The sequence below is a fragment of the Rhodococcus sp. 05-340-2 genome (genome assembly GCF_002258915.1).
Taxonomy (GTDB): domain Bacteria; phylum Actinomycetota; class Actinomycetes; order Mycobacteriales; family Mycobacteriaceae; genus Rhodococcoides.
This window is the reverse complement of record NZ_NOYU01000032.1, coordinates 1-17,815: the sequence shown is the minus strand read 5'-3', so window position 1 is coordinate 17,815 and position 17,815 is coordinate 1. Positions and strand designations below refer to the sequence as shown.

Annotated in this window: 30 protein-coding genes; 8 read left to right on the top strand and 22 right to left on the bottom strand. The window is 65.0% G+C overall.

The genetic code is table 11. The annotated features are described in order from the left end of the window. Positions 1-5: 5 nt before the first annotated feature. On the bottom strand, positions 6-386 hold the full coding sequence (locus tag CH271_RS19725) for a plasmid mobilization protein (protein WP_032393565.1): 381 nt from the start codon (positions 384-386) through the stop codon (positions 6-8). Positions 387-832: 446 nt separating this feature from the next. Between CH271_RS19725 and CH271_RS19720 the strand changes: the two genes are divergently transcribed. The 6 genes from CH271_RS19720 (at position 833) to CH271_RS19690 (ending at position 5,916) form a co-directional block, all read left to right on the top strand. After that, a complete protein-coding gene (locus CH271_RS19720; RefSeq protein ID WP_254925553.1) occupies positions 833-2,086 on the top strand; it encodes a PIN-like domain-containing protein in 1,254 nt (417 codons plus the stop codon). 219 nt (positions 2,087-2,305) lie between these two features. After that, entirely contained in the window at positions 2,306-3,490 is a 1,185-nt protein-coding gene (locus tag CH271_RS19715) for a hypothetical protein (RefSeq protein ID WP_094618325.1), read from the top strand. A 190-nt stretch (positions 3,491-3,680) separates the two neighbouring features. Continuing rightward, entirely contained in the window at positions 3,681-4,103 is a 423-nt protein-coding gene (locus CH271_RS19710; protein ID WP_094618324.1) for a hypothetical protein, read from the top strand. A 258-nt stretch (positions 4,104-4,361) separates the two neighbouring features. Further along, positions 4,362-5,174: a methyltransferase gene (locus CH271_RS19700; protein WP_094618322.1), complete on the top strand. Its 813-nt coding sequence runs from the start codon at positions 4,362-4,364 to the stop codon at positions 5,172-5,174. Further along, on the top strand, positions 5,171-5,590 hold the full coding sequence (locus tag CH271_RS19695; protein WP_094618321.1) for a hypothetical protein: 420 nt from the start codon (positions 5,171-5,173) through the stop codon (positions 5,588-5,590). The genes CH271_RS19700 and CH271_RS19695 overlap by 4 nt, the downstream gene beginning before the upstream one ends. Then, the gene (locus CH271_RS19690; RefSeq protein WP_094618320.1) at positions 5,587-5,916 is read left to right on the top strand and encodes a hypothetical protein; all 330 of its coding nucleotides are present in this window, start codon (positions 5,587-5,589) and stop codon (positions 5,914-5,916) included. The genes CH271_RS19695 and CH271_RS19690 overlap by 4 nt, the downstream gene beginning before the upstream one ends. An 85-nt stretch (positions 5,917-6,001) precedes the next feature. On the opposite strand, the gene CH271_RS19685 is transcribed toward CH271_RS19690, so the two are convergent. The 7 genes from CH271_RS19685 to CH271_RS19660 all read right to left on the bottom strand — a co-directional run bounded on the left by CH271_RS19685 (position 6,002) and on the right by CH271_RS19660 (position 8,908). Continuing rightward, positions 6,002-6,808 (bottom strand): hypothetical protein, encoded by an 807-nt coding sequence (locus CH271_RS19685; RefSeq protein WP_094618333.1) that lies wholly within the window; start codon positions 6,806-6,808, stop codon positions 6,002-6,004. A gap of 2 nt (positions 6,809-6,810) precedes the next feature. Further along, positions 6,811-7,131 carry a ribbon-helix-helix domain-containing protein gene (locus CH271_RS19680; protein WP_254925550.1) on the bottom strand — a complete coding sequence of 107 codons (321 nt, stop codon included), beginning with the start codon at positions 7,129-7,131 and terminating at the stop codon, positions 6,811-6,813. A 60-nt stretch (positions 7,132-7,191) separates the two neighbouring features. After that, the gene (locus CH271_RS19675) at positions 7,192-7,461 is read right to left on the bottom strand and encodes a hypothetical protein (protein WP_094618318.1); all 270 of its coding nucleotides are present in this window, start codon (positions 7,459-7,461) and stop codon (positions 7,192-7,194) included. Positions 7,462-7,570: 109 nt separating this feature from the next. Then, positions 7,571-7,759 carry a hypothetical protein gene (locus CH271_RS19670; protein WP_094618317.1) on the bottom strand — a complete coding sequence of 63 codons (189 nt, stop codon included), beginning with the start codon at positions 7,757-7,759 and terminating at the stop codon, positions 7,571-7,573. 72 nt (positions 7,760-7,831) lie between these two features. Then, positions 7,832-8,425, bottom strand: coding sequence for a DnaB-like helicase N-terminal domain-containing protein (locus CH271_RS19665; protein WP_094618316.1), 594 nt, complete (start codon positions 8,423-8,425; stop codon positions 7,832-7,834). 78 nt (positions 8,426-8,503) lie between these two features. Beyond that, positions 8,504-8,638, bottom strand: coding sequence for a hypothetical protein (locus CH271_RS29340; RefSeq protein ID WP_254925549.1), 135 nt, complete (start codon positions 8,636-8,638; stop codon positions 8,504-8,506). Positions 8,639-8,674: 36 nt separating this feature from the next. Then, positions 8,675-8,908, bottom strand: coding sequence for a glutaredoxin domain-containing protein (locus tag CH271_RS19660; protein ID WP_094618315.1), 234 nt, complete (start codon positions 8,906-8,908; stop codon positions 8,675-8,677). Positions 8,909-9,404: 496 nt separating this feature from the next. Here CH271_RS19660 and CH271_RS28925 point away from each other — a divergent pair, with 496 nt between their 5' ends. Continuing rightward, positions 9,405-9,575 carry a hypothetical protein gene (locus CH271_RS28925; RefSeq protein ID WP_176457431.1) on the top strand — a complete coding sequence of 57 codons (171 nt, stop codon included), beginning with the start codon at positions 9,405-9,407 and terminating at the stop codon, positions 9,573-9,575. 179 nt (positions 9,576-9,754) lie between these two features. Here CH271_RS28925 and CH271_RS19655 read toward each other — a convergent pair whose 3' ends face one another. From CH271_RS19655 to CH271_RS19615, 10 genes are all read right to left on the bottom strand, one after another. Continuing rightward, complete coding sequence (locus CH271_RS19655) at positions 9,755-10,774, bottom strand: DUF4192 family protein (RefSeq protein WP_094618314.1); 1,020 nt, start codon at positions 10,772-10,774, stop codon at positions 9,755-9,757. Between the two features lie 49 nt (positions 10,775-10,823). Further along, a complete protein-coding gene (locus CH271_RS28920; RefSeq protein WP_155289314.1) occupies positions 10,824-10,964 on the bottom strand; it encodes a hypothetical protein in 141 nt (46 codons plus the stop codon). Positions 10,965-10,999: 35 nt separating this feature from the next. Then, positions 11,000-11,290 (bottom strand): hypothetical protein, encoded by a 291-nt coding sequence (locus tag CH271_RS19650; protein WP_094618313.1) that lies wholly within the window; start codon positions 11,288-11,290, stop codon positions 11,000-11,002. 489 nt (positions 11,291-11,779) lie between these two features. Continuing rightward, the gene (locus tag CH271_RS19645) at positions 11,780-12,121 is read right to left on the bottom strand and encodes a hypothetical protein (protein WP_094618312.1); all 342 of its coding nucleotides are present in this window, start codon (positions 12,119-12,121) and stop codon (positions 11,780-11,782) included. 42 nt (positions 12,122-12,163) lie between these two features. Then, complete coding sequence (locus CH271_RS19640; RefSeq protein WP_141216019.1) at positions 12,164-12,685, bottom strand: cytochrome d ubiquinol oxidase subunit II; 522 nt, start codon at positions 12,683-12,685, stop codon at positions 12,164-12,166. 31 nt (positions 12,686-12,716) lie between these two features. Beyond that, positions 12,717-13,118: a hypothetical protein gene (locus CH271_RS19635; protein WP_094618310.1), complete on the bottom strand. Its 402-nt coding sequence runs from the start codon at positions 13,116-13,118 to the stop codon at positions 12,717-12,719. Next, positions 13,115-13,447: a hypothetical protein gene (locus tag CH271_RS19630; RefSeq protein WP_094618309.1), complete on the bottom strand. Its 333-nt coding sequence runs from the start codon at positions 13,445-13,447 to the stop codon at positions 13,115-13,117. The genes CH271_RS19635 and CH271_RS19630 overlap by 4 nt, the downstream gene beginning before the upstream one ends. After that, entirely contained in the window at positions 13,444-13,857 is a 414-nt protein-coding gene (locus CH271_RS19625) for a hypothetical protein (protein WP_094618308.1), read from the bottom strand. The genes CH271_RS19630 and CH271_RS19625 overlap by 4 nt, the downstream gene beginning before the upstream one ends. Then, the gene (locus CH271_RS19620; protein WP_094618307.1) at positions 13,854-14,174 is read right to left on the bottom strand and encodes a hypothetical protein; all 321 of its coding nucleotides are present in this window, start codon (positions 14,172-14,174) and stop codon (positions 13,854-13,856) included. The genes CH271_RS19625 and CH271_RS19620 overlap by 4 nt, the downstream gene beginning before the upstream one ends. Positions 14,175-14,317: 143 nt before the next feature. Next, complete coding sequence (locus CH271_RS19615) at positions 14,318-15,262, bottom strand: hypothetical protein (RefSeq protein ID WP_094618306.1); 945 nt, start codon at positions 15,260-15,262, stop codon at positions 14,318-14,320. A 114-nt stretch (positions 15,263-15,376) separates the two neighbouring features. Here CH271_RS19615 and CH271_RS19610 point away from each other — a divergent pair, with 114 nt between their 5' ends. Then, entirely contained in the window at positions 15,377-15,577 is a 201-nt protein-coding gene (locus CH271_RS19610; RefSeq protein WP_094618305.1) for a plasmid mobilization protein, read from the top strand. Positions 15,578-15,673: 96 nt separating this feature from the next. Here CH271_RS19610 and CH271_RS19605 read toward each other — a convergent pair whose 3' ends face one another. From CH271_RS19605 to CH271_RS28915, 4 genes are all read right to left on the bottom strand, one after another. Beyond that, positions 15,674-16,027: a hypothetical protein gene (locus CH271_RS19605; protein ID WP_094618304.1), complete on the bottom strand. Its 354-nt coding sequence runs from the start codon at positions 16,025-16,027 to the stop codon at positions 15,674-15,676. A 46-nt stretch (positions 16,028-16,073) separates the two neighbouring features. After that, positions 16,074-16,418 (bottom strand): hypothetical protein, encoded by a 345-nt coding sequence (locus CH271_RS19600; protein ID WP_094618303.1) that lies wholly within the window; start codon positions 16,416-16,418, stop codon positions 16,074-16,076. Further along, positions 16,415-17,269, bottom strand: coding sequence for a hypothetical protein (locus CH271_RS19595; protein WP_094618302.1), 855 nt, complete (start codon positions 17,267-17,269; stop codon positions 16,415-16,417). Before CH271_RS19595 ends, CH271_RS19600 begins: the two co-directional genes overlap by 4 nt. A gap of 78 nt (positions 17,270-17,347) precedes the next feature. After that, complete coding sequence (locus CH271_RS28915; protein WP_176457430.1) at positions 17,348-17,521, bottom strand: hypothetical protein; 174 nt, start codon at positions 17,519-17,521, stop codon at positions 17,348-17,350. Between the last annotated feature and the right edge of the window lie 294 nt (positions 17,522-17,815).

The window sequence follows — 17,815 nt, the reverse complement described above, 5'->3', positions numbered from 1 at the left end:
CGGTATCAACGTCCCACCAGATCACGCGGCAACCGGTTCACCCGATCGAAGACCTGCCGCACCGCCGCAATCGCTGCCGTCGTTTCCGGTGGAACTTCACCCGTCGCGTTCGCCACTTTCGCGAGCTGATTCAGGTTCCGCCCGAGTGCCGCGATGAGCTTCGTCGCGGCGAACAACTCCGTCAGATCTTCACGCGAGACCGTCGAACGCGGGGCTTTGAGCGCGGAGTCGATCAACAGCCTTGCCACCGTCACGCCCTGGACGCGGGCAGCGGCCTGGACCGCCATCTCCTGCTCGGCGGTCAGCTTCACCACGTGCCGGTACTCACGGCCGCCGACGACGTTCGACTGACGGGTGCGCAGCCACCCCGCTTTGCGTTCTGCCATCACCCGCTCCTCCCGTCCGTACCTCACTTCGGCCCAGCGCAGCGACCCCAGACCTGGGGAGCACGCGATCAGCGTGTCAGATTTCCGTCAGGAAATCCACACTTAGGGCACCTAAGTTATAGCTTGCTCCGCCAGGGGCACGCTGGTGGCTCGCGGAGCCTGCGCAGTGGGTCACCAGAAAAGACGCTCAGGACGAGCGCCGCGAGTTCCGATTCCGCGCACCCCAGGTGCGCGGACGGCGGTTGTCCCCGGTTGTGGATCCGGACCCGATTGTGGGTGCCTGAGACCGAGCGGAGCGGCCTGGGAACTCTCGGACATCCACATGAGGACACAGTCCGATCCACAATTGGGGGCAACCGCGCGCAGACTCGGACGTGAAACCTCGATGTGCTTGAGTTGACGTCAGAAAGTCCGGTACGAGCAGAGGACCAAGGCCTGTGAAGTCGATGTTTCCCGAGTGGTACCGAACCTCGGATGACGGCGACGGGAACGATGCGTTGGTCAGGCTCATCACGGAGGCGACGGTTGCCTTCGACGCGAGCGCTCTGCTCGAGCTCTACCGCTCGGACGCATCGGAGCGTGCCCAGATCCTCGGGGCCCTCACCCTGCTCGGCGACAGGCTCTTCGTCCCATATCAGGCGGCGTTGGAATACCAGCGACGACGCGAGGGAGCGATCAAAGACCAACGCGACCTCATCACGAGCGTCGTCTCGACTTTCGAGTCAGCGCAGACCAACGCTGCACGCGCATTCAACGACAAGGCGGTGAAGGCGCGTGTTCGGACGACATGGGAGACCGCCCGCCACGCGGTCGGCGAACTCGAAGCGGAATTGATCGACGAGTACGACCTGACCCACGATGACGATGACGTTCGCGACGGTCTCGACGCCCTCCTCACCCCGGACCGACTCGGTTCCGAACCAACCTCCCGACAATCCCGTAAACGAGCCGCCGCGTTCGAGGAACGTGCGCGGCAGCAGATGCCGCCCGGATACTGCGATGTAGTCAAAGGCGCTCCCAAGATGTACGGCGACTACTTCATCTGGTGCGAACTACTCGACAAGGCCCGCGCGTCCCAGCAACCCCTGCTGTTCGTGACAGAGGATCTCAAGGACGACTGGTCATGGAGAGGGAACCCGCGCCGCGAGCTGGTGCACGAGATGCGATCGAAGGCCGACGCCGAGTACCACCACATCACACTCAAGACCTTCCTCCGGCTCGCGCAGAAGCACCTCTCCGCCGAGATCACCGACGAAACAATCGAGAGCGTCAGCGAGCAACCCAAGGCCACTATTCAAGACATCATCGCGGCCTCGGAGGGATTGGGTGCCCTCGCCGCTTTCAAAGATCAGAACGCCGATTTTCTGAGCGCCGTTCTCAATGCCCGTTTGTGGGCAGACACCAACGGCATAGCCCACAATTTTTACCTGCGCGAGAACATCGGCAATTTGGGTGTCCCACCGCTAAATGCCGATCTACTTGCCGCCATTGCAAACGTCAATACAACAAACTGGTGGGATGAGCTGCGGCGCAACAACCCACTCATGTCCGGGAACGTCTTCGACGCGGTCCAATGGTCGAACACTTCGCGCAGCGCGCAGCAGCCTGTCGACCAGCCGGAATCACCGACCGACGCCGAAGATCTCGACGACCAGCCGGAATCGAACGACGGCAACGACGACCAGTTGAACAACGACTGAGCGCGTAGGCCGATGGCCCGATCCGCTTATGGGCATGCGGCTGCACGATCCAGCGAGACGACCCCGTTGCAGCCGCTAGCGAGCTCTCCTACAGTGACGCCATCGGGTGCGTCGTGCGGGCATCATCCGATGACCCATTCCTGCCGCCGGGCAGCCATCGGCATGCCCAAATTTCGCACTACCTCTCGGCGTGCATTCCCCTGAAAGGTCTGCCCTCACATGCGCACACACGCCCGATACCTCGCAGCCACCGCCCTGGCGGCACTGACGTTGGTGGGCTGCTCGTCCACCAACGACGCGCCGACCCCGGAGGCCGGTGAACCGGCTGCGACCACCTCGCTGGCAAGTCCACCTGAGACCACCTCCTCCGCGCCGGCAGCGGAACTGAATGTGATCGACACCGACCCGTGCCAGCCGGTCCGAGACGGCTACGAGATGTGCCGAGTCGTGGCCACCGCACCACTCGATCCCGCCAGCGGAGTCGCCAACCCCATCGCAGTCGCGATCACCACCTCCCCACGGATAGACGTTCGGGTCGGGCTCGCCGGCGGAGGCGTCGCAGTCCACTCCCTCTACCCCGGGGCGACCAGCGGACAGGGCGGACTCGGTCCCGACGACACCAGCTTCGCTGGCAGGCAGGACAAGTATCTGACCGCCGTCGCCGACGTCACCGGCGACGGACGACCGGAGCTGATCCTCGCGACCGGTCAGTTCCCCAGTCACAACGAGTTCCGGGTCCTCGGCTTCGACGGAACCAACCTGAACGTCATCGATTCCCCGATCGCCAGCATGTGGACCGGATACGACGTGTGGGCCACCTACACCGGCGACGGCGGAGACACCGGGTACTACCGTTGCCCCGCCCCGACCCAGCGTGGCGTCACACCACCCGCACCACTGGAATCGGTGACCAACGTCGACGGCACGCGCATCCAAACCAACAGCTACCGCTGGTCCGACACCGGCCAGTGGACCGACGCGGGCAGCGACACCGGCTACGTGCAACCTGGCCTGGCCACCAGCCCGACAAGCGGATGGGAGTGCACCGACATCGGACGACGGATCGACCGCACAGCGAGCGACAAGAACGATCCGTTCGTCGGAGGGAGCACCGCGCCGCCCGCCACTCCTGCGGTGTGCCCTGGGCCGCCGCTACGTGATGGGACACCGACCACCATCGACATCGTCGCGGGCACACTCTCCTGCGCCGACGCACAGAGATACCGCAACGAATACGACACCAGCGATCTTCCCGCCGGCGGCAACGCCGTCCACCGCGACAACGGCATCTGGCACTGCTCGACACCGACCGCCGGAGAAAACGAACGCTCCGGGCTCGTCGGGTCGTGCACCTCGTCCTCGGACTCGGCCGACCTTTGGTCCTTCGAGCTCCACATCTCCTGACACCACGCGCCCGCCGGGCGCACAACGAGTTCGGGCGGTGAGCGCGCCAGCACGTGCGCTCGCCGCCCGACCTCGTCTATTGTCATCACTGGATATCGGGCAGCCGTGCGGGCCGCCCGAGACCGCGTCAACAACAGCGCCACGCATCGGTTTGCGTGTGCGCTGCACGCCGTCTCCGAAAGGTCCGCACATGTCCAGCACTGCTCTCGATCCGACCACCGTTCGCGCCGCCGCTCAGGCCGCCCTCGATGCCCGACTCGGACTCATCGACGCCATCGTCGCCGCCCAGAACGAACGCACCCTCGCCGCGACGAAGGTCGCCGAAGCACAGGCCGCCGAACGGGCCGCCGCCGCGACAGAGCTCGCCGCCATCAAAGCTGCGATAGACGGTGGCTGGTCCGCCGCCGAACTCCGCAAGGCCGGACTCAAAGTCCCCACCTCCGCCGCGGCCGGCAAGAAGACCAACAGTGGGGCGTCCACCAAAACGTCGACACGGCCGCCGCGACTCCAACCGTCATCGACACCGACGAAGAACGAGAACGACACTCCCGACTCGGGCGGCTCGGAGGCTGAGCAGAACTCGTCCGGTGAGAGCTACGCGAACGCGAGCTGACCGATGACGTTCCTGTACTGGCTGAACTTTGCACTGGCGATCGCATCCGGCGTTGCAATAGCAACCCTGGGTTTTCGTTTCTGTCTCTTGCTCTTCTCGCGCACCGTTTGTGGTCCCACGGAGGACCGCACCAGTCGATACCTGATGTGGATTGCTGGTGTGTGCGCTGTGCTCTCGATCGTCGTCTCACTCCTGCCGAGCATGGTCTTTCTCGGCCCTGCCCTCTGACCTGTCTCGCCCTATTCGAAGGCATCCAACATGGACACCACAGATCCCCAATCAGTCCCGCCGGCCGCAGATCCGCACTCGGCCGCGCCCGCGACTCGTACGCTGATCGAAGTCGAGATCTCCACCCTCGACCAACACGGCGACCCCGGGTTCGTACACACCCGCGGCCACTTCTACTCGCCCTCGACCGCGGCACGGTTCGCGGTGAGCCAAGCCGAAACCGTCGCGGACCTCCACCAGGTCGATACCGTCGCCGCGACATTCATCCAGACCGTCGACGACTCCCTTTGCTTCATCGGGACACCCGGTGAGATCGCGTGCGCCCTCGCATCGATGTCGGCCTACGCACCGGGTGTCCGCTCGGCGGAACTGCCGCCGCCGGGCTACGTCACCACCTCGATCGGGGTCTGGACCGCCACACCGATCGAGCCGCTTCCCGGGGTCGACCCGTCCGACCTGATCGACGTCGCCGTGCGCTCGACCCGGCCCGATCCGTTGCCGGACTCGAACACGGTGGCCGGCGACTTCCCCGCTCACTCGGCGCACATCTTCGCCGGCGCTCTCGCCCGCGAGATCACGATGCGCAGCGGTGGCCACAGCGAGGCGACCGTGAAAACAGTCCCCGGACAACGCAGGCTCGTCGTCGAACACCCGGCGGAGCTCTCCGACACCGACGCCGCAGCTGTCATCCGGTACACCAGGATCACGCAACTACGGGCGAACATCGCGGCCCTCGATCCGGTGACCGACGCCGAATGCGCAGTCGGCCTCACTGCCGAGCTCCACGTCCTGGAGAGCCATACCCGCCGGTCGTTCGACGACGAATCGGGCGCAGTGGCGTGATCGACGTCGGGTGGTATCTCAGCCTTGTCGGGCACCGGACGGCCGACGAGATCCCCGGTGTGATCGAGCGCCTGCAGGCGTGCGGGATCACTGCGGAGATCCTCGACAAGGTTCTCTGCGCGCCGGAATCGCTGCTGTACGCCCCCGAGCGCGGGGGCGAGGACTGGGCGCAGGAGTACGGCGGACCGATCGGCGCTGCACTGCTCACCTCCGAGCTGCTCGCCTACCTTGCCCATCAGCACCACCTCGCCGCCCTGATCCAACACGATCTGGTCACCGAGTTGGTGGCCACCGACTCCGTGGCCACCGTCGCCGGGCATCTCGGGACCACCGAAGCCGCGGTGTCCCGACTGCTTCTCGTCCCTCCCACCTCGCCGCCCACCGGCGACATACCGACCGAAGGACCCACACCATGAGCACACCCGACTCCCCCGCCCTCTCCGACCTCGACGCCGTGGAGCTCGACATCCTTGCCGAACTGCGCTCCCCGGAAGCGGTGGCCGCGTTCGAGATGCTGCACGCCGCCGTTCCGGTGGAGACCGGGTCGCGGTTCACCGAGCTGCTGGCGATCATCAACGACATCTCGGGCCCGAACTTCGCCGTCGAGGCATCGCTCGATCTGCTCGACGCGGTGCAGGACTCGGGCGACCTCGCGTTGGTCGTCGCAGCCGCGCCCACACTCGACGATCCGATCACCGCGCTCGCGCTCGCACAGCTGATACGCACCATCCGCCAGGACTGACCTACGCCACCTGCATCGGTCCGCGAGACAGCAGAAAGCCCCGACCACGCATGATGGTCGGGGCTTTCTGCTGTCCGCCGGGGAACTAGTGCTGGGGCCAGCCGCGGACGAGCTTGTCGGTGCTCGCGTGCACGGCGTTGAAGGCGTCGACGAGGTACGTCAACCACGACGTGGCGGTCTCCGGGTTCGGGACCAGCGTGGAAGGGACGGCGTTCTGTTCCTCGTCGGAGAGCTCGTTGAAGTCGGCGGGGTAGTCGGTGGTGTCGCCGTCGACGATGTTCGGTGCGCCGTCGATTTCGTAGGTGATCACGAATTGGAGCTCGTGCCGGTTCGGGGCGGTGAACTCGGCCGACAGTGCGAGCTCGCCCCACAGTCGCCGATCGTAGGTGACGGCCCCGGAGTTGATCGCGGCCTGCAGCAGCCAGTGCGGGGTCCACAACGCCTGCGCGCTGCCAGGTTCGGGCCACTCGAAGTCGTCGTCGAGCACGTCGGCTTTGGCAGTGTCGAGGGTGAGCAGCGGCGCGGCCGGGGCGGGGGTTCCGCCGATTCCGTGTGCGGTGGGTGCGGTCATGGCCGGTGCCTCCAGGCTGTCGGTATGGGTGTGGGTGACGATGAGGACGCCGAGGTCGGTGCCGATGTTCGCGCTGTCCCCGAGAGCGTCGAGCAGACGTTCGGCCAGGACTGCTGCGTCGGCGGCCTGGTAGGTGCCCAGGGTGCTCCACGTCGCGGCGTCGTACGACGTTGCCGATGCCGAGCACACCTGCACCGTCATCGCGCCGCTACCGGGCGGGACGTGCTCGAGGTCGCCGGCCGCGTCGACGACAGCAGCGATCTGCTCCCGTACGTGCGCGGGCAGTCCGGCACCGAGCACAGCGGCGTCCACGGCGGTCATGCTCACGCGGGGGAACTGTGGCTGGCGGCGTAGGCAGCGATGGCCTCGCGCATTACGTCGGCGGGCCTGCGGCCCTGCCGTTCGGCGATGGCGTCGACACTGTCGCTCAGTGGTTTCGGGAGCCGGACCTGGCGGCGGGGGGACTCTTCGCCGGGTTGGGCGTTCGGGTCCAACGGCGGCCGCCCGCCTCCGGCGCGTTCGAGCAGTGCCCGCCCTGCTGCTGCCGCGTCGGCACCGCGCAGAGCGGTGGTCGAGTGCGTGGGCAGGGTCATCTCGTTCTCGGCCCACTCGGACAGGGCCTGGTGGTCAGTGCGTTCGGTCATGATGTTCACCTCTGTAGTGGAGTTGTGCGGTTGTGCCGCTGGAACGTCGATCGTGTGGTGTCAGTCGGTCATGCGGTCGAGGTGTTTGGGTCGGGCTTCCATGACGTGGAAGACGACCATTCCTCGTGGTGGGATCACCTCGACCATCACCTCCAACAATGCTCCCCCCAGTGTGCGAGGTGGACCGATGAACAGCCACGGTTTCGCATGTCCCGGCACGCGCGGCTCGTCGAACTCCCGCTCGACGTAGTACGCGTTCTCGATCGCATGGAGCGCGTCGGCGTGGTCGATACCGTGCTTGTCGGCACTGTCGGTCCATTCGATCGCCATACAAGTATTGTACTACAAAACTACCGCTTTGTGTACTACAAAATCTACTGACTCGAGGCGCTGCCCTGCGGGCTCCGCGCGTGTTCCGACTGCCGAGCAACGGTTACGGCTATCGGCGGCGGCGTTGACGCAGGTACATCACGGCCAGCGCGATGACGACGCTGACGAGTAGCCATACTCGGTAGAACGTCGATTCGACGTCGGCGAATGCCAGTGGCACGACTGCGATCACGAGCAGCACCAGGGCGATCAAGCCTGCCCGGACATTGACGCGATCTGCTGGTGAGGATGCGGGCATGGCCGGTCTCCGTCCGTTGTGGTGCGCTGTCGGCACCGAGAATAAGTGGATGTGCCGCCGGGATGGTGACGGTCAGTTCTGTGGTTGCCGAAAAGCGTTGAGCCGGTTGAACGCTGCGCGCTGCCGGGTGCCGAGTTCGACCATGTAGTCAAACAATTCGTCCTCGGGCCCTTGCTCGGCTGCCTGCGTGAGTCGTTGGCCGGCAATGTGGAAGCTGCGGCGGTAGGACTGGGACAGGACGTTGTCGGCGTAGTGCACGGCCGCGACGGAGTGCGCGCCGGCGGTGACGATACCCATGAGGCGTTTGCGTAGCGGAGCGTCTTTCGCGCCATCAGCTCCGGATCGGATGAGTGCACCGGTGACGGAGGCGAAGTCGTGGGGTTGGCCGGCGGCGATGAGGTCGACGATGTGCCCGTACATGCGTGCGTGCGCGGGATCCTCGAAGTCCGCCGCGGTGAGCGTGCTGGTGATCCGCTCGACGTCCCCACCGTCCGTGGACTGGTTACGCACGTCCATCAGGGCGCACAGGAGCATCGCTTCGGGGTCGGTGGCCGGGTCGTATCCGGGTTCGACGGCTGTGTCGAGGTCCTCGACGGGTGCGAGGTCCGCGCGTGCCTGCGCTGCCGGGTCGTCGCCGGGTGTGGGGACTGCGCGTAGTGCGTTCATCGTGGGCCTCGTGTTCGTGTCGGGTCGGACGTCGCACCGGCGGGAGGTGCTACCGGCTGTGATGCATCGCGTCGGTGGTCAGGATGCGGCTTTGTCGATCTCGGGGTGCTCACTGTCGGTCTGGCGTGATGTGGGGTGTTCTGCGGTGAGCTCGGCGTCGATCTGGCGGTCGATGTAGTCGGGGTCTGGGGTGTAGGCGGGTACGAGTCGCATGGTGGGGCCTCTTCTGTGTTTGTGGGTTTGTGGGTTTCAGGCGGCGGCGAGCTCGTCTAGGGCGTCGATCCGGAATCCGCTCCAGTGGGTGTCCTCGTCGACATACACGACGGGGGCCTGGAGGTAGCCGAGTTCGCAACTCACGAAGTGGCGAGCGGTGTCGTCTTGCGTGATATCGACGGTCCGGTATACGAGACCATGTTTGTCGAGTCGTCGTTTCGTTGCGTCGCATTGCCCGCAATTGGGTTTCGTGTACACAGTGATCGACATAGCTTTCTCCTTTTCGGAATTGCTTGCGTTGACTTCCATTCTACGTCAATAGCGGCGCATACACCAGGGTTAATAGTCTTCAATATCATCCATTCATGTTGCTGCACTTGCAGTTTCATTGCTCACTCTGACAGTACCGCTTACTCGTCAGGGTAATTGAAATACAGTTATAGGGCACCTTCCCTGCCTCTTCTGTTACTGCGTTCTTTTCGCTTCCGGCTGGCGCGGAAAAGAGACGGCGGCGCACGGTGTCGACGGTCAATGCCTGACCGGTGCGAGTGTTCGCCGGGGAGCTCAGCGACTACGGGTCGGGCGAACAGTCGTGCTGGGCCCGATGGGCCGGAGCGTGAGCGGAGTCAGGGGTTGATCCGGGAGACGACGGGTGATGCATTCTCGTTGCGCAGCCAGACGGACCGAAAAGAACCCTCCCTTGTCGTCGTCAGCGCCGAGCTCGTAGCCGCAGTTGTGTTCGTGCTGGTCGGTAGGGTGCTGGGGTATGGAGCGCTCGCGAATCGAACATGCCTTGTCCAGAGCTGTAGTGAACGCGTCCCCACCGCCGTCGGAGTTAGCGCTCGATGCGATCGTGGCCGGTGTGCCGGTCGAGGACACCAGACCCACCGCCGCCGACGTCGACATGGTGTGGCCGGCCGATCCGACATCCCTCTGAGCGCAGTTCCGATCTCGGCCTCCCCCTGATCCGACGGCCGCCCGCTCCGCGCAGGCAGGACGCTGCTGGGCGCGCCTGTCGGTGTGAGGGCTCGATGCCCGATGCACCGGCCCCGCGCCCGCGACCTGCGATTGCCGAGCGTGGCCACCTCGAACCGGTGGCCACGCTCAGCAGCGGCGTCAGGTGTAGCTCTGCACTCTGCCGATGTGGGCCGCGACGTAGTCGGGGGTGATGACTTCGCCGAGCCCTCGGACCTCGGTCGGCTCCATTCCGGCAGCGAGAGCTGCCGAGAGCAGGACCGCCAGTTTCGGCAGGGTGAGGTCGGCGCGGTGAGCGGTCCGCTCGGCGGCCTCGAGGGCTGCGTGCGCTGCCGCGCCGTCGCCGGTGCAGTACAGGAAGTAGGCGGCGATGGTGAGGGCGTTCGCACGGGCGGTGCCACGTAGCGGGGCGGCGATGCGGGTGAACGCGTCGGCGGCGTCGTGGTCACCGTGGACGTGCAGGGCCATGAAGGCGTCTCGGACTTCGGTGTGCCCGGTGGCCAGTGCGAGGCCGACGCGGGCGGTGAGGTCGACGCTGGGGATTTCGCGGGCATGGATGACGGCTGCGAGCTCGTCGAACGTGACGGGCAGAAAATCGGCACCCATCGTGGCAGCGGCGGCGAGTGCGAGGGATTCGGGAATCTCGGCGGTGGGGGCGTATCGGGCCTCGAGGTCGGCGCGTGATGCGGCGATGACCGCTCCGCGTGCGGTGAGAGCTGCCGCAAGCGCCGTGGTGGCAGGGTCGGGAAGGACGCCGTCGGTGAAGCGGTCGAGGTCGGTGAACGTCGTTCCTGCGGTGAGACTGTAGGTGTGCAGGGCGCGGATCGTGCGGATTCCGCGTGCAGTGAACGCGTCGCGGATCGCGTCGAGCCCGATCAGGGCAGCGCCTGCATGGGCGGTGTCTGCGATCGCGGCGAGGATCACGGCGGTGACCGGTCGTCCGTGGACGGTGTGCCGGGACAGTGGGGTCGCGACGTTGTCGGCTCCGGCCTCGGCCTGGACGGCGTCGATACGGGCGGCGGTGACGACCTCGTGCGAGCCGTTGCCGTTGTCGGCCAGGGTGATGGCGATGACGGAGTTGTCGGGGGTGTAACCGAGCAGGGCGGGGATGGCGGCGAGGGTGTCGGCGGCGGTGGCGAGGGACATACGACGTTGAGTCATGGTGATGCCTTTCAGTGTGTGTGCGGGTTGAGTTGGGGTGGAGCGGTTTTCAGTGGCGCAGTTCGCGCCGTGCGGTGCGGCGGTCGCGTCGTGCGCTGGCGCGTTTGACGGTGCGGCGAACTTTCCGGCTGCCGTTGCGGTGGACGATGATGTCGATTTCGTCGGCGGTGGTGGGGTGTTGTGCTCGCATGACGGTCCTTTCCTGTTGCTGGCTGGTGCGGGGTCTCACCGTGTGCGGGTGAGGTTGCGCAGGAAGCGGCGGATTCTTTCGGTGATGGACGGCGGGCCGGTGACGGTTACGTCGAACCAGTCGATGGTGTGCTCGTAGCAGGTGGGGCAGTCGTGGTCTTCGCATGGCGAGCTGTCGGGAGCGCCGCGTGTGTCTTCGTTGATGCACGGGAGGTCGGGGATGGCACCTGCGGGGCAGTTGTAGTCGCGGCAGTCGCAGAGCGCGCCTGCGTAGAGCCGGGTGGTGTCGGTGTTGTCGTCGCTTGCTGTGGTGTGGTCCTCGTGCATGACGTGCCTCTTCCCTCTCGACTGGTGGCCGGACCTTCGCCCTGCCAATTTCTTTCGCCGTGGTGGCTGGGGAGAGAAACCAGCGCACGGGAACGACGGGGCAACCCTTCGGCCGGACAGTTTTCGTGGGAGCGCAGCGACTACGGGACGAAAAGTGTTCGGAGCCTTGGCCGTAGCGCAGCGGAGCGAGGGGTTGAGCCGGCGGGCACGGGTGATGGATGCTCGGAGAAGCCACCTACGTCGAAAGAAATTGATTCTTTTCGCTCTTTTGAGTGCGGAGCGAAGCGGAGTTCGGTTCGGGGCAGCCCGTAGGGGTGCGTGTGGCCCGCTAGGGCCTGCTTGTGTACGTGGCCGGCCCCGGGTGGTGGAACGCGAAGCGCCGCCGGAGCTGGTGCTCTACGGCGGCGCGGTAGTGGGGTACGGCTGGTTGGTGATTGTGCGGCAGCGACGGAGGGTGACGACGCTGGGTGTCGCGGTAGCTCGTGGTTGTCAGTGGTCGAGTTCGTAGTGTCGCCTGCGGTGTTGGACCAGGGAGGAGCGGATACCGAAGGGGCCTCTCATGACCATCTGCTGTCGCAATTGCACCCATTCTTGGATGAGTTCGGGTGTGGTGTTTCGCGCGGCGTCGTTGCGTAGGTGTTGTAGAGCGGCCAGCCAGTTCTGGATTTGGACTTTGCCGTCGACTATGCGGTGTTGTGCATCGGGTGAGATGGGGAATCTGCTGTCGAGACCGCGTTCGAGGTGGTCTTGGAGTTTGCGGAGGTCTCTGCAGATGAGGCAGTCCAGTTGGTACCAGTCGATTGTGGTCGTTGTCGGTCCTGTGCGGTTCATGCTCGATCACCAATCGTGGGCCGGAGTGTGGCGTGGTCGGTGTCAGTGTCGGTATGGGTGGTTTTTGTCGGTGTCGTGTTGGATTTGTTGCAGTACTTGGCCGTTGGGTTGGTAGGCGGTGCTGGTGCCGGTGTGGGGGTCGTATTCGATGGGGGTGTCGTTGCCGTGTTTGGTGCGGAGTGTTTCGACTCCGAGGGGTGGTATGTCGTAGGGCCAGCGCCCGGTTGCTTTGGCGAATCGGTCGTATGTGTATACGGCGAATGCTGCCGCGAGGGCGGGCGTGATGATGAAGATGGTTGCGAGTCGCGCGAGGAGTAGGGCGACGGTAAAGAGGAGGCTGAGGATGCCGAGGGCGAATGTCAGGACTGCGGCGACTGGGTTGGCGGGGTCGGTGTGTTCGACGGTTCGTAGGAGCCAGTGGCCGATGGTTGGGCCGAGGGGTCCGATTCCGAGGGCGAGGACGACAGTCAGTGCGGCGGCGGTCTTGATGTTGTAGTGGCGGGCGGCTTTTCGTGCGATGGCGTCTTTGTTTTTGATGATTGTGTAGCGCATTGCTGGTGACATGTCGGTCCCTCGCTGTGGTGTGGGTGGCGGGTCAGGTGTTCCGTTGGCGGTTGTGGTGGAGTTCGTGTGCGTCGACGACAGTTTCTTGGGCACCGATGGTGTCGACGAATTCGTCGTGAGTTGCGTTGCGCCACAGGTTGTAGCCGCTGTAGAGAACACCGAGAACAGTTGCGCAGGAGGCGATCCACAGAATGGTCGACGGTTCACCGCCGACGATGTTGTTGACGGTGTTGGTGATGATGGCAATGAACGAGAGGGCGAGGTTGAAATGGAGTAGTCGTTTGAGCTGTATTGCGCGTTGTGTGCGACAGGCGCGGGCCGCGCTGAGGTACAGACCTGCTCCCTCTTTGGTGTAGTTGGCGAGGAGGTCGAGGTTGAGTCGTTCCATCTCGGCTCTAGCGGCGTGGGTGTTCTTGGTATTGAGCAGGTTCATCGGTTGCCCCTGTCGTCGTCGAGGGTGGCTTGAGTGAAGCTGTGTTGCTGGCGTTCCTGGTACTCGGCGCGGGTGCTGTTGAGCTGCCGTCCGGTCAGGTAGCCGAACAGGATGGAGCCTGCGATGAGGGCGGCTTGCCATTCGAAGGCGACGTCGGGGTAGGTGAGGGCGAAGACGCTGAACGCGATGACGGCGAGGCCGATGAGGGCGAGTGCGGTGGCGTGCAGTGCGGTTCGTGACGGCGTGCGTATGTAGCGGGTGCTGATGGCGTAGGCCCCGGTGACGAATACCACGAACACGATGAAGGCTGTGGTGCTGACGAGGTTCACGGGCGTTCTCCACTCATGGCTGTGACGAGCTCGTCTCCGTGGATGCGGCGTCGAACGACCGATACGGAGACGGCGATAGCGGTGAGCACTACGACTCCGCAGACCGCGAATACGAGGGCACCAAGGAGGATGGCGGAGACGAAACCGAGCACCGGAAACTCGGGGGCCGGGTCACCACCGAAGAATATGTTGATGATGTCGTCGAAGGAGCCGACGACGGACCAGGTCATACCGACTGCGATGGTTACGATTCCGGTCGCTGCGGCGGCGGCTCCTGCCACTGCGGCACTGTTTCGTCCGGTGAGAATCATCGCGAAGCCCATGAACAGTGCCAGGGCACCTGCGCCGAAGATCAGTTCGGCGGTGCTGAACAGATCTGTCAGTTCGGTAGGCGAGGTCTGAACGTTCACTGTCCTTCTCCTGAGGTCCGATCGGCGGCGCTGTTGCGTTGTGGGCCGAGCAAGGCGGCGGGGCCGGTGAGGCACACCGCGTAGACGCCTGCGGCGGCGATGATGGCCACTGCTGCGGTGCCGCCGATTTTGATGATCCAGTGCACGATGTTGTGTGGGTCGTCGAGCTGGGTCCACAGACCTGCGATGGTGATGATGTTGCCGACGATCATGAGCAGGAATGCCCAGTTCGCCAGTTTGGTCTTCCCTTTGGTACGAAGAGCGAGAGTGGCGACTGCTGCGGCGAAGACGACCGCTAGTCCGGCGGTGGTGAGCATGTGGTCTGACCCCCCTTGCATGGTGTGAATCGAGTTCTGTCGTGATCGACAGTTGTGTCCGTTGTTGTGTCGTTGGTGGGTCATGTTGCCAGGTGGTGCCGACATACTGCTGGGTGTCGACCGCCACCGGGGCCGGGTTGGGGTCAGCTGGTGAGTTGTTTGCGTGTGGTGGTTTCTATGGCGATCTTGACGTTGTCGTAGATGCGGTCGGGGATGGTGACGATGCCGGCCGCGAGTCGCTCGACGGTATCGAGGGCAGTCTGTCGCTCCTCTCCGGTGGCCGCGTCGTCGAGGGCGAGCTCCAGGGCGCTGTGGATCCGCCGCACGGTGCGTTGATCATCGACGCTGGTCACGCGCATTCCGATGGTGCGGGCGTAGCCGTCGGCGCTGCGCCAGGCGGTACGTGCTTTCTGTGCTGCGCTGGCGAAGGCCTGCACGCGCTCTGGGGTGTCGGGGCACTGGTCGGGCCGAACATCGTTCATTGCGGCGAAGGCGTCGATGAACGCTGCGGTGCGGGGCTCGGTGAGGTCGTCGAGCAGCGGCCTGACGAAAATGGAGTACGGGTCGGCCAGATAGACGGCGTAGGCGTCCGCGACCTCGCTGTAGACGGCGTGGGCGGCGGCGTAGTCGGCGTCGAGTGCTTTCTTGGCGTTGCGGCGGTCTGTGAGGTGACTGTGGGTGCGGGTGATGAGGTACGTGGCCAGTGAGAGGGCGAGCACTGCGGCGAAGATCCAGACCAGGGGCGTCCAGTCCGTCGGAGCGTCGGGTGCGGCATCGACCACGGGCGGTGTCGGGGAGTCGGGAATCGTGGGCGGGTCGGCGGCAGGTACGTCCGTCGCCTCCTCGGTGGACACCGCCGGGAGGACCGCACGGACTGCTCCAGCAGCGACAGCGACGACAGCGACGACGAGCCCTCCCCCGCAAATCGATAGGCCCTCCCTGGTACCACCACCTGAGTGACCGGGCCAGAAGACCTTGACCGAGCCGTAGATCATGGCGAGGAGACCGACGATGGTGCATCCCCAGAGGGCGTACGAGAGGACGACGACGAACTGATCGCTCGACGTGGCGTCGTAATTGCTTTGCATGAGTTCCCCGAATCATTGCCTACTGCAGCCGATCTCCGACTCTGTACGCCATTTACTGTAGTCGAATAAATAGTTCGTGACAACCATTTATCGTAGTCGGGTAATATGGCGTGCATGGGTCAGCGTGGTAGGCCGAAGTCGGTGGAGCCGCTTCGGGATCGGGTTGTGCCGGTGCGGTTTACCGATTCCGAACACAGCGACGTCACTCGTGCGGCGGCGGCGGAGGGTGTGCCGTTGAGTGCATATCTGCGGGCGCGCGGGCTGGCGGCGGCGAAGCGGGCCCTCAAGCGTGAAGCCGATTCGGCGGACGAGTAGCAGTTGCGGCTAGAGCTGGGCTCGGACGTCGGCGAACCATTGCGCGGCTGTGTCGAGGTCGGGTTTGCCGATGAACGATACGGATTGCGCTGCGCCTCAGAATGATTCGATGTGGAGACGTTCGCGATCGTATCGTTTGCAGGCGGCGAAGGCTGCGGCTGCAGCGTCGTCGGATCCGAAGATGTAGCGGTAGAACGGCCTGGCGTCGGGCAGGTCGATCCCTTTCCCGGCTGCGGTCGGCACCCAGGGGCGTCGGGAGTGCGTGTTGACGGTCTTCTTGCTCATGCCGAGCGCTTTCGCGGTCTCGGATTGACTGAGGCCGTTCAGGAGTGCGGCTTTGACCAGCGCCTGGTCGACGTAGTTGTCGGCGAGGAATGTGAGGTGCTGAACGAAGAAGCGGGAGCGTTGGCGTTGTTCGGTGAGTGCGTCGACGTCGTTGGTGGATGTCATGCGCCCAGTATGCCGGTACACAGTGTGTACCGCAATACCGGACCGGTTAAGCGATCGGCGTGACCGCATCGGCGGGAACCCACTGCCGATCGAGGTCGAGCCGCCCCTTCTTGTTGCCCGTGGGTATCGAAAACGACACGCTCGCAAGCCAATCCCCCACACTGGTCCGGGCCCACGCGAACAAGGTCCCTTCGACAATGGTGTCCATGGCCAAGCCCTCAGCCCTCACTTTCAACGCCGTGGTGTCGCGGAATCGCCCGACTCCGGATCGTCCGATCGCAAGCGCGATATTCACGTTCACCGATTTTGGCGGGTCCACGATGCGCCGGGTGGGTGGCTCGAAGGTGGTGGGCCAGGCATCGAAGATGCCGGCCTCGTCGTCGGTGGTCATTGCGCGACGGCGACGGGCCGGTGGACGGTGAGGTCGGCGGCGGGTGCGGGTGTCCAGCGCAGCCCTGTCTCGCCGAAGCTGGGGGCGGTGAGTGTGTAGCGGCCGGTGCGGTGTGGTGTTCCGCGGCCGTGGACGGTGGTTTCGAGGGTGATGGATTTGATGCGCCCTCTCCCCTGCTCGATTCCGCCGTAGCCGGCGACGGTGGAGGCGATCGTGAGATCGGTACCGGGCATGTGTCCATCCGTCAGGACCAGGATGCTGGCATGTCGACGATTCCTGGCGAGCAAAGCCCTTGCGCGCGTTGGTGGTACGTCTCGGCCGTGCACGGTGGTGACGACCAAATCCAACCCGTCGAGACAGATCGAGGCGGCGTCGAGCGGGTCCCCTGCCCCTGGATCGACGAGGTGGACTTTTGCGAGATCCCCGCCGTGTTCGTGGACGGCGAGCAGGCTCAGGCGTGGTTGGCCGATGAGGGCGACGTGGTGGCCGGCTGCGGATGCTTCGGCGACGAGGGCGATGAGCATGGACCCGGCGCCGGTGACGGTGACGGCGGTTCCGCGGGCCAGGGCTCGCCGTGGGAGCAGCGCCGCGAGTGGTGGGGGCACGGGCATGGTCCGCAGGGTTTTGCCGCGTACAGCCGCACTGAGCGGTTCCGAGTCGTCGGCCTCGCCCGCGAGGTTCGTACTACCTGCGGTGGGTGCCGCTGGTTCGGGTGCGGTGATGGTGGGGAGGTCGGTGGGTGCGTGGTCGCGGCGGCCGCCGGGGACGGTGGCCATCCGTCTGCGTAGGACGTCGAGTTGGGTGGCTTTGTCGAGTCCGGTGAGGTCGGGGATGGCGTCGACGGTGGCCATGTGGATCGACCTTTCGCCGTGCCGGTAGGAACTACCGCCAGAATAGTCGAACGAATGTTCGACTGTCGAACGTGCTGGTCAGCTCGTTCGGCGGGGAACGGAGACACCGTCGAGGTCATCCTTGGTGAAGGTCCAGGCGAGATGTCGGTACCGGTGGAGGACGTGTTTGACCTGGTCGAGGGCGTGAGAGACGGCCGGGTGGTCGGGGTCGTGGCCTTCCGATCGGATGGCTGCACGCTCGTCGTCGTCCATGTCTGATTGGACGCACGGGGTGGCGCGGCGGTTCCGGCAACAGTCATTCACTCGAATGACTGGCCGAGAAGGTTCGGAGGCGCGGCGATGGCCGCGTCGACGGGCCGTCTCGAACGAGACAGGGCCACGCATCCGTGATGCGTGGCCCTGGTCGATGTTGGGTGACGGTGTTCGCCAGTGCGCCTCTCGGCAGGCGGCCGCTCGTAGCGGCTGATGGTTGGTACCCGGGGCATTGGGATCGAACGCCGTCGAGTCCTACAACGACAGTGCTGTCGGTGGTATTCCAGCCCGTGC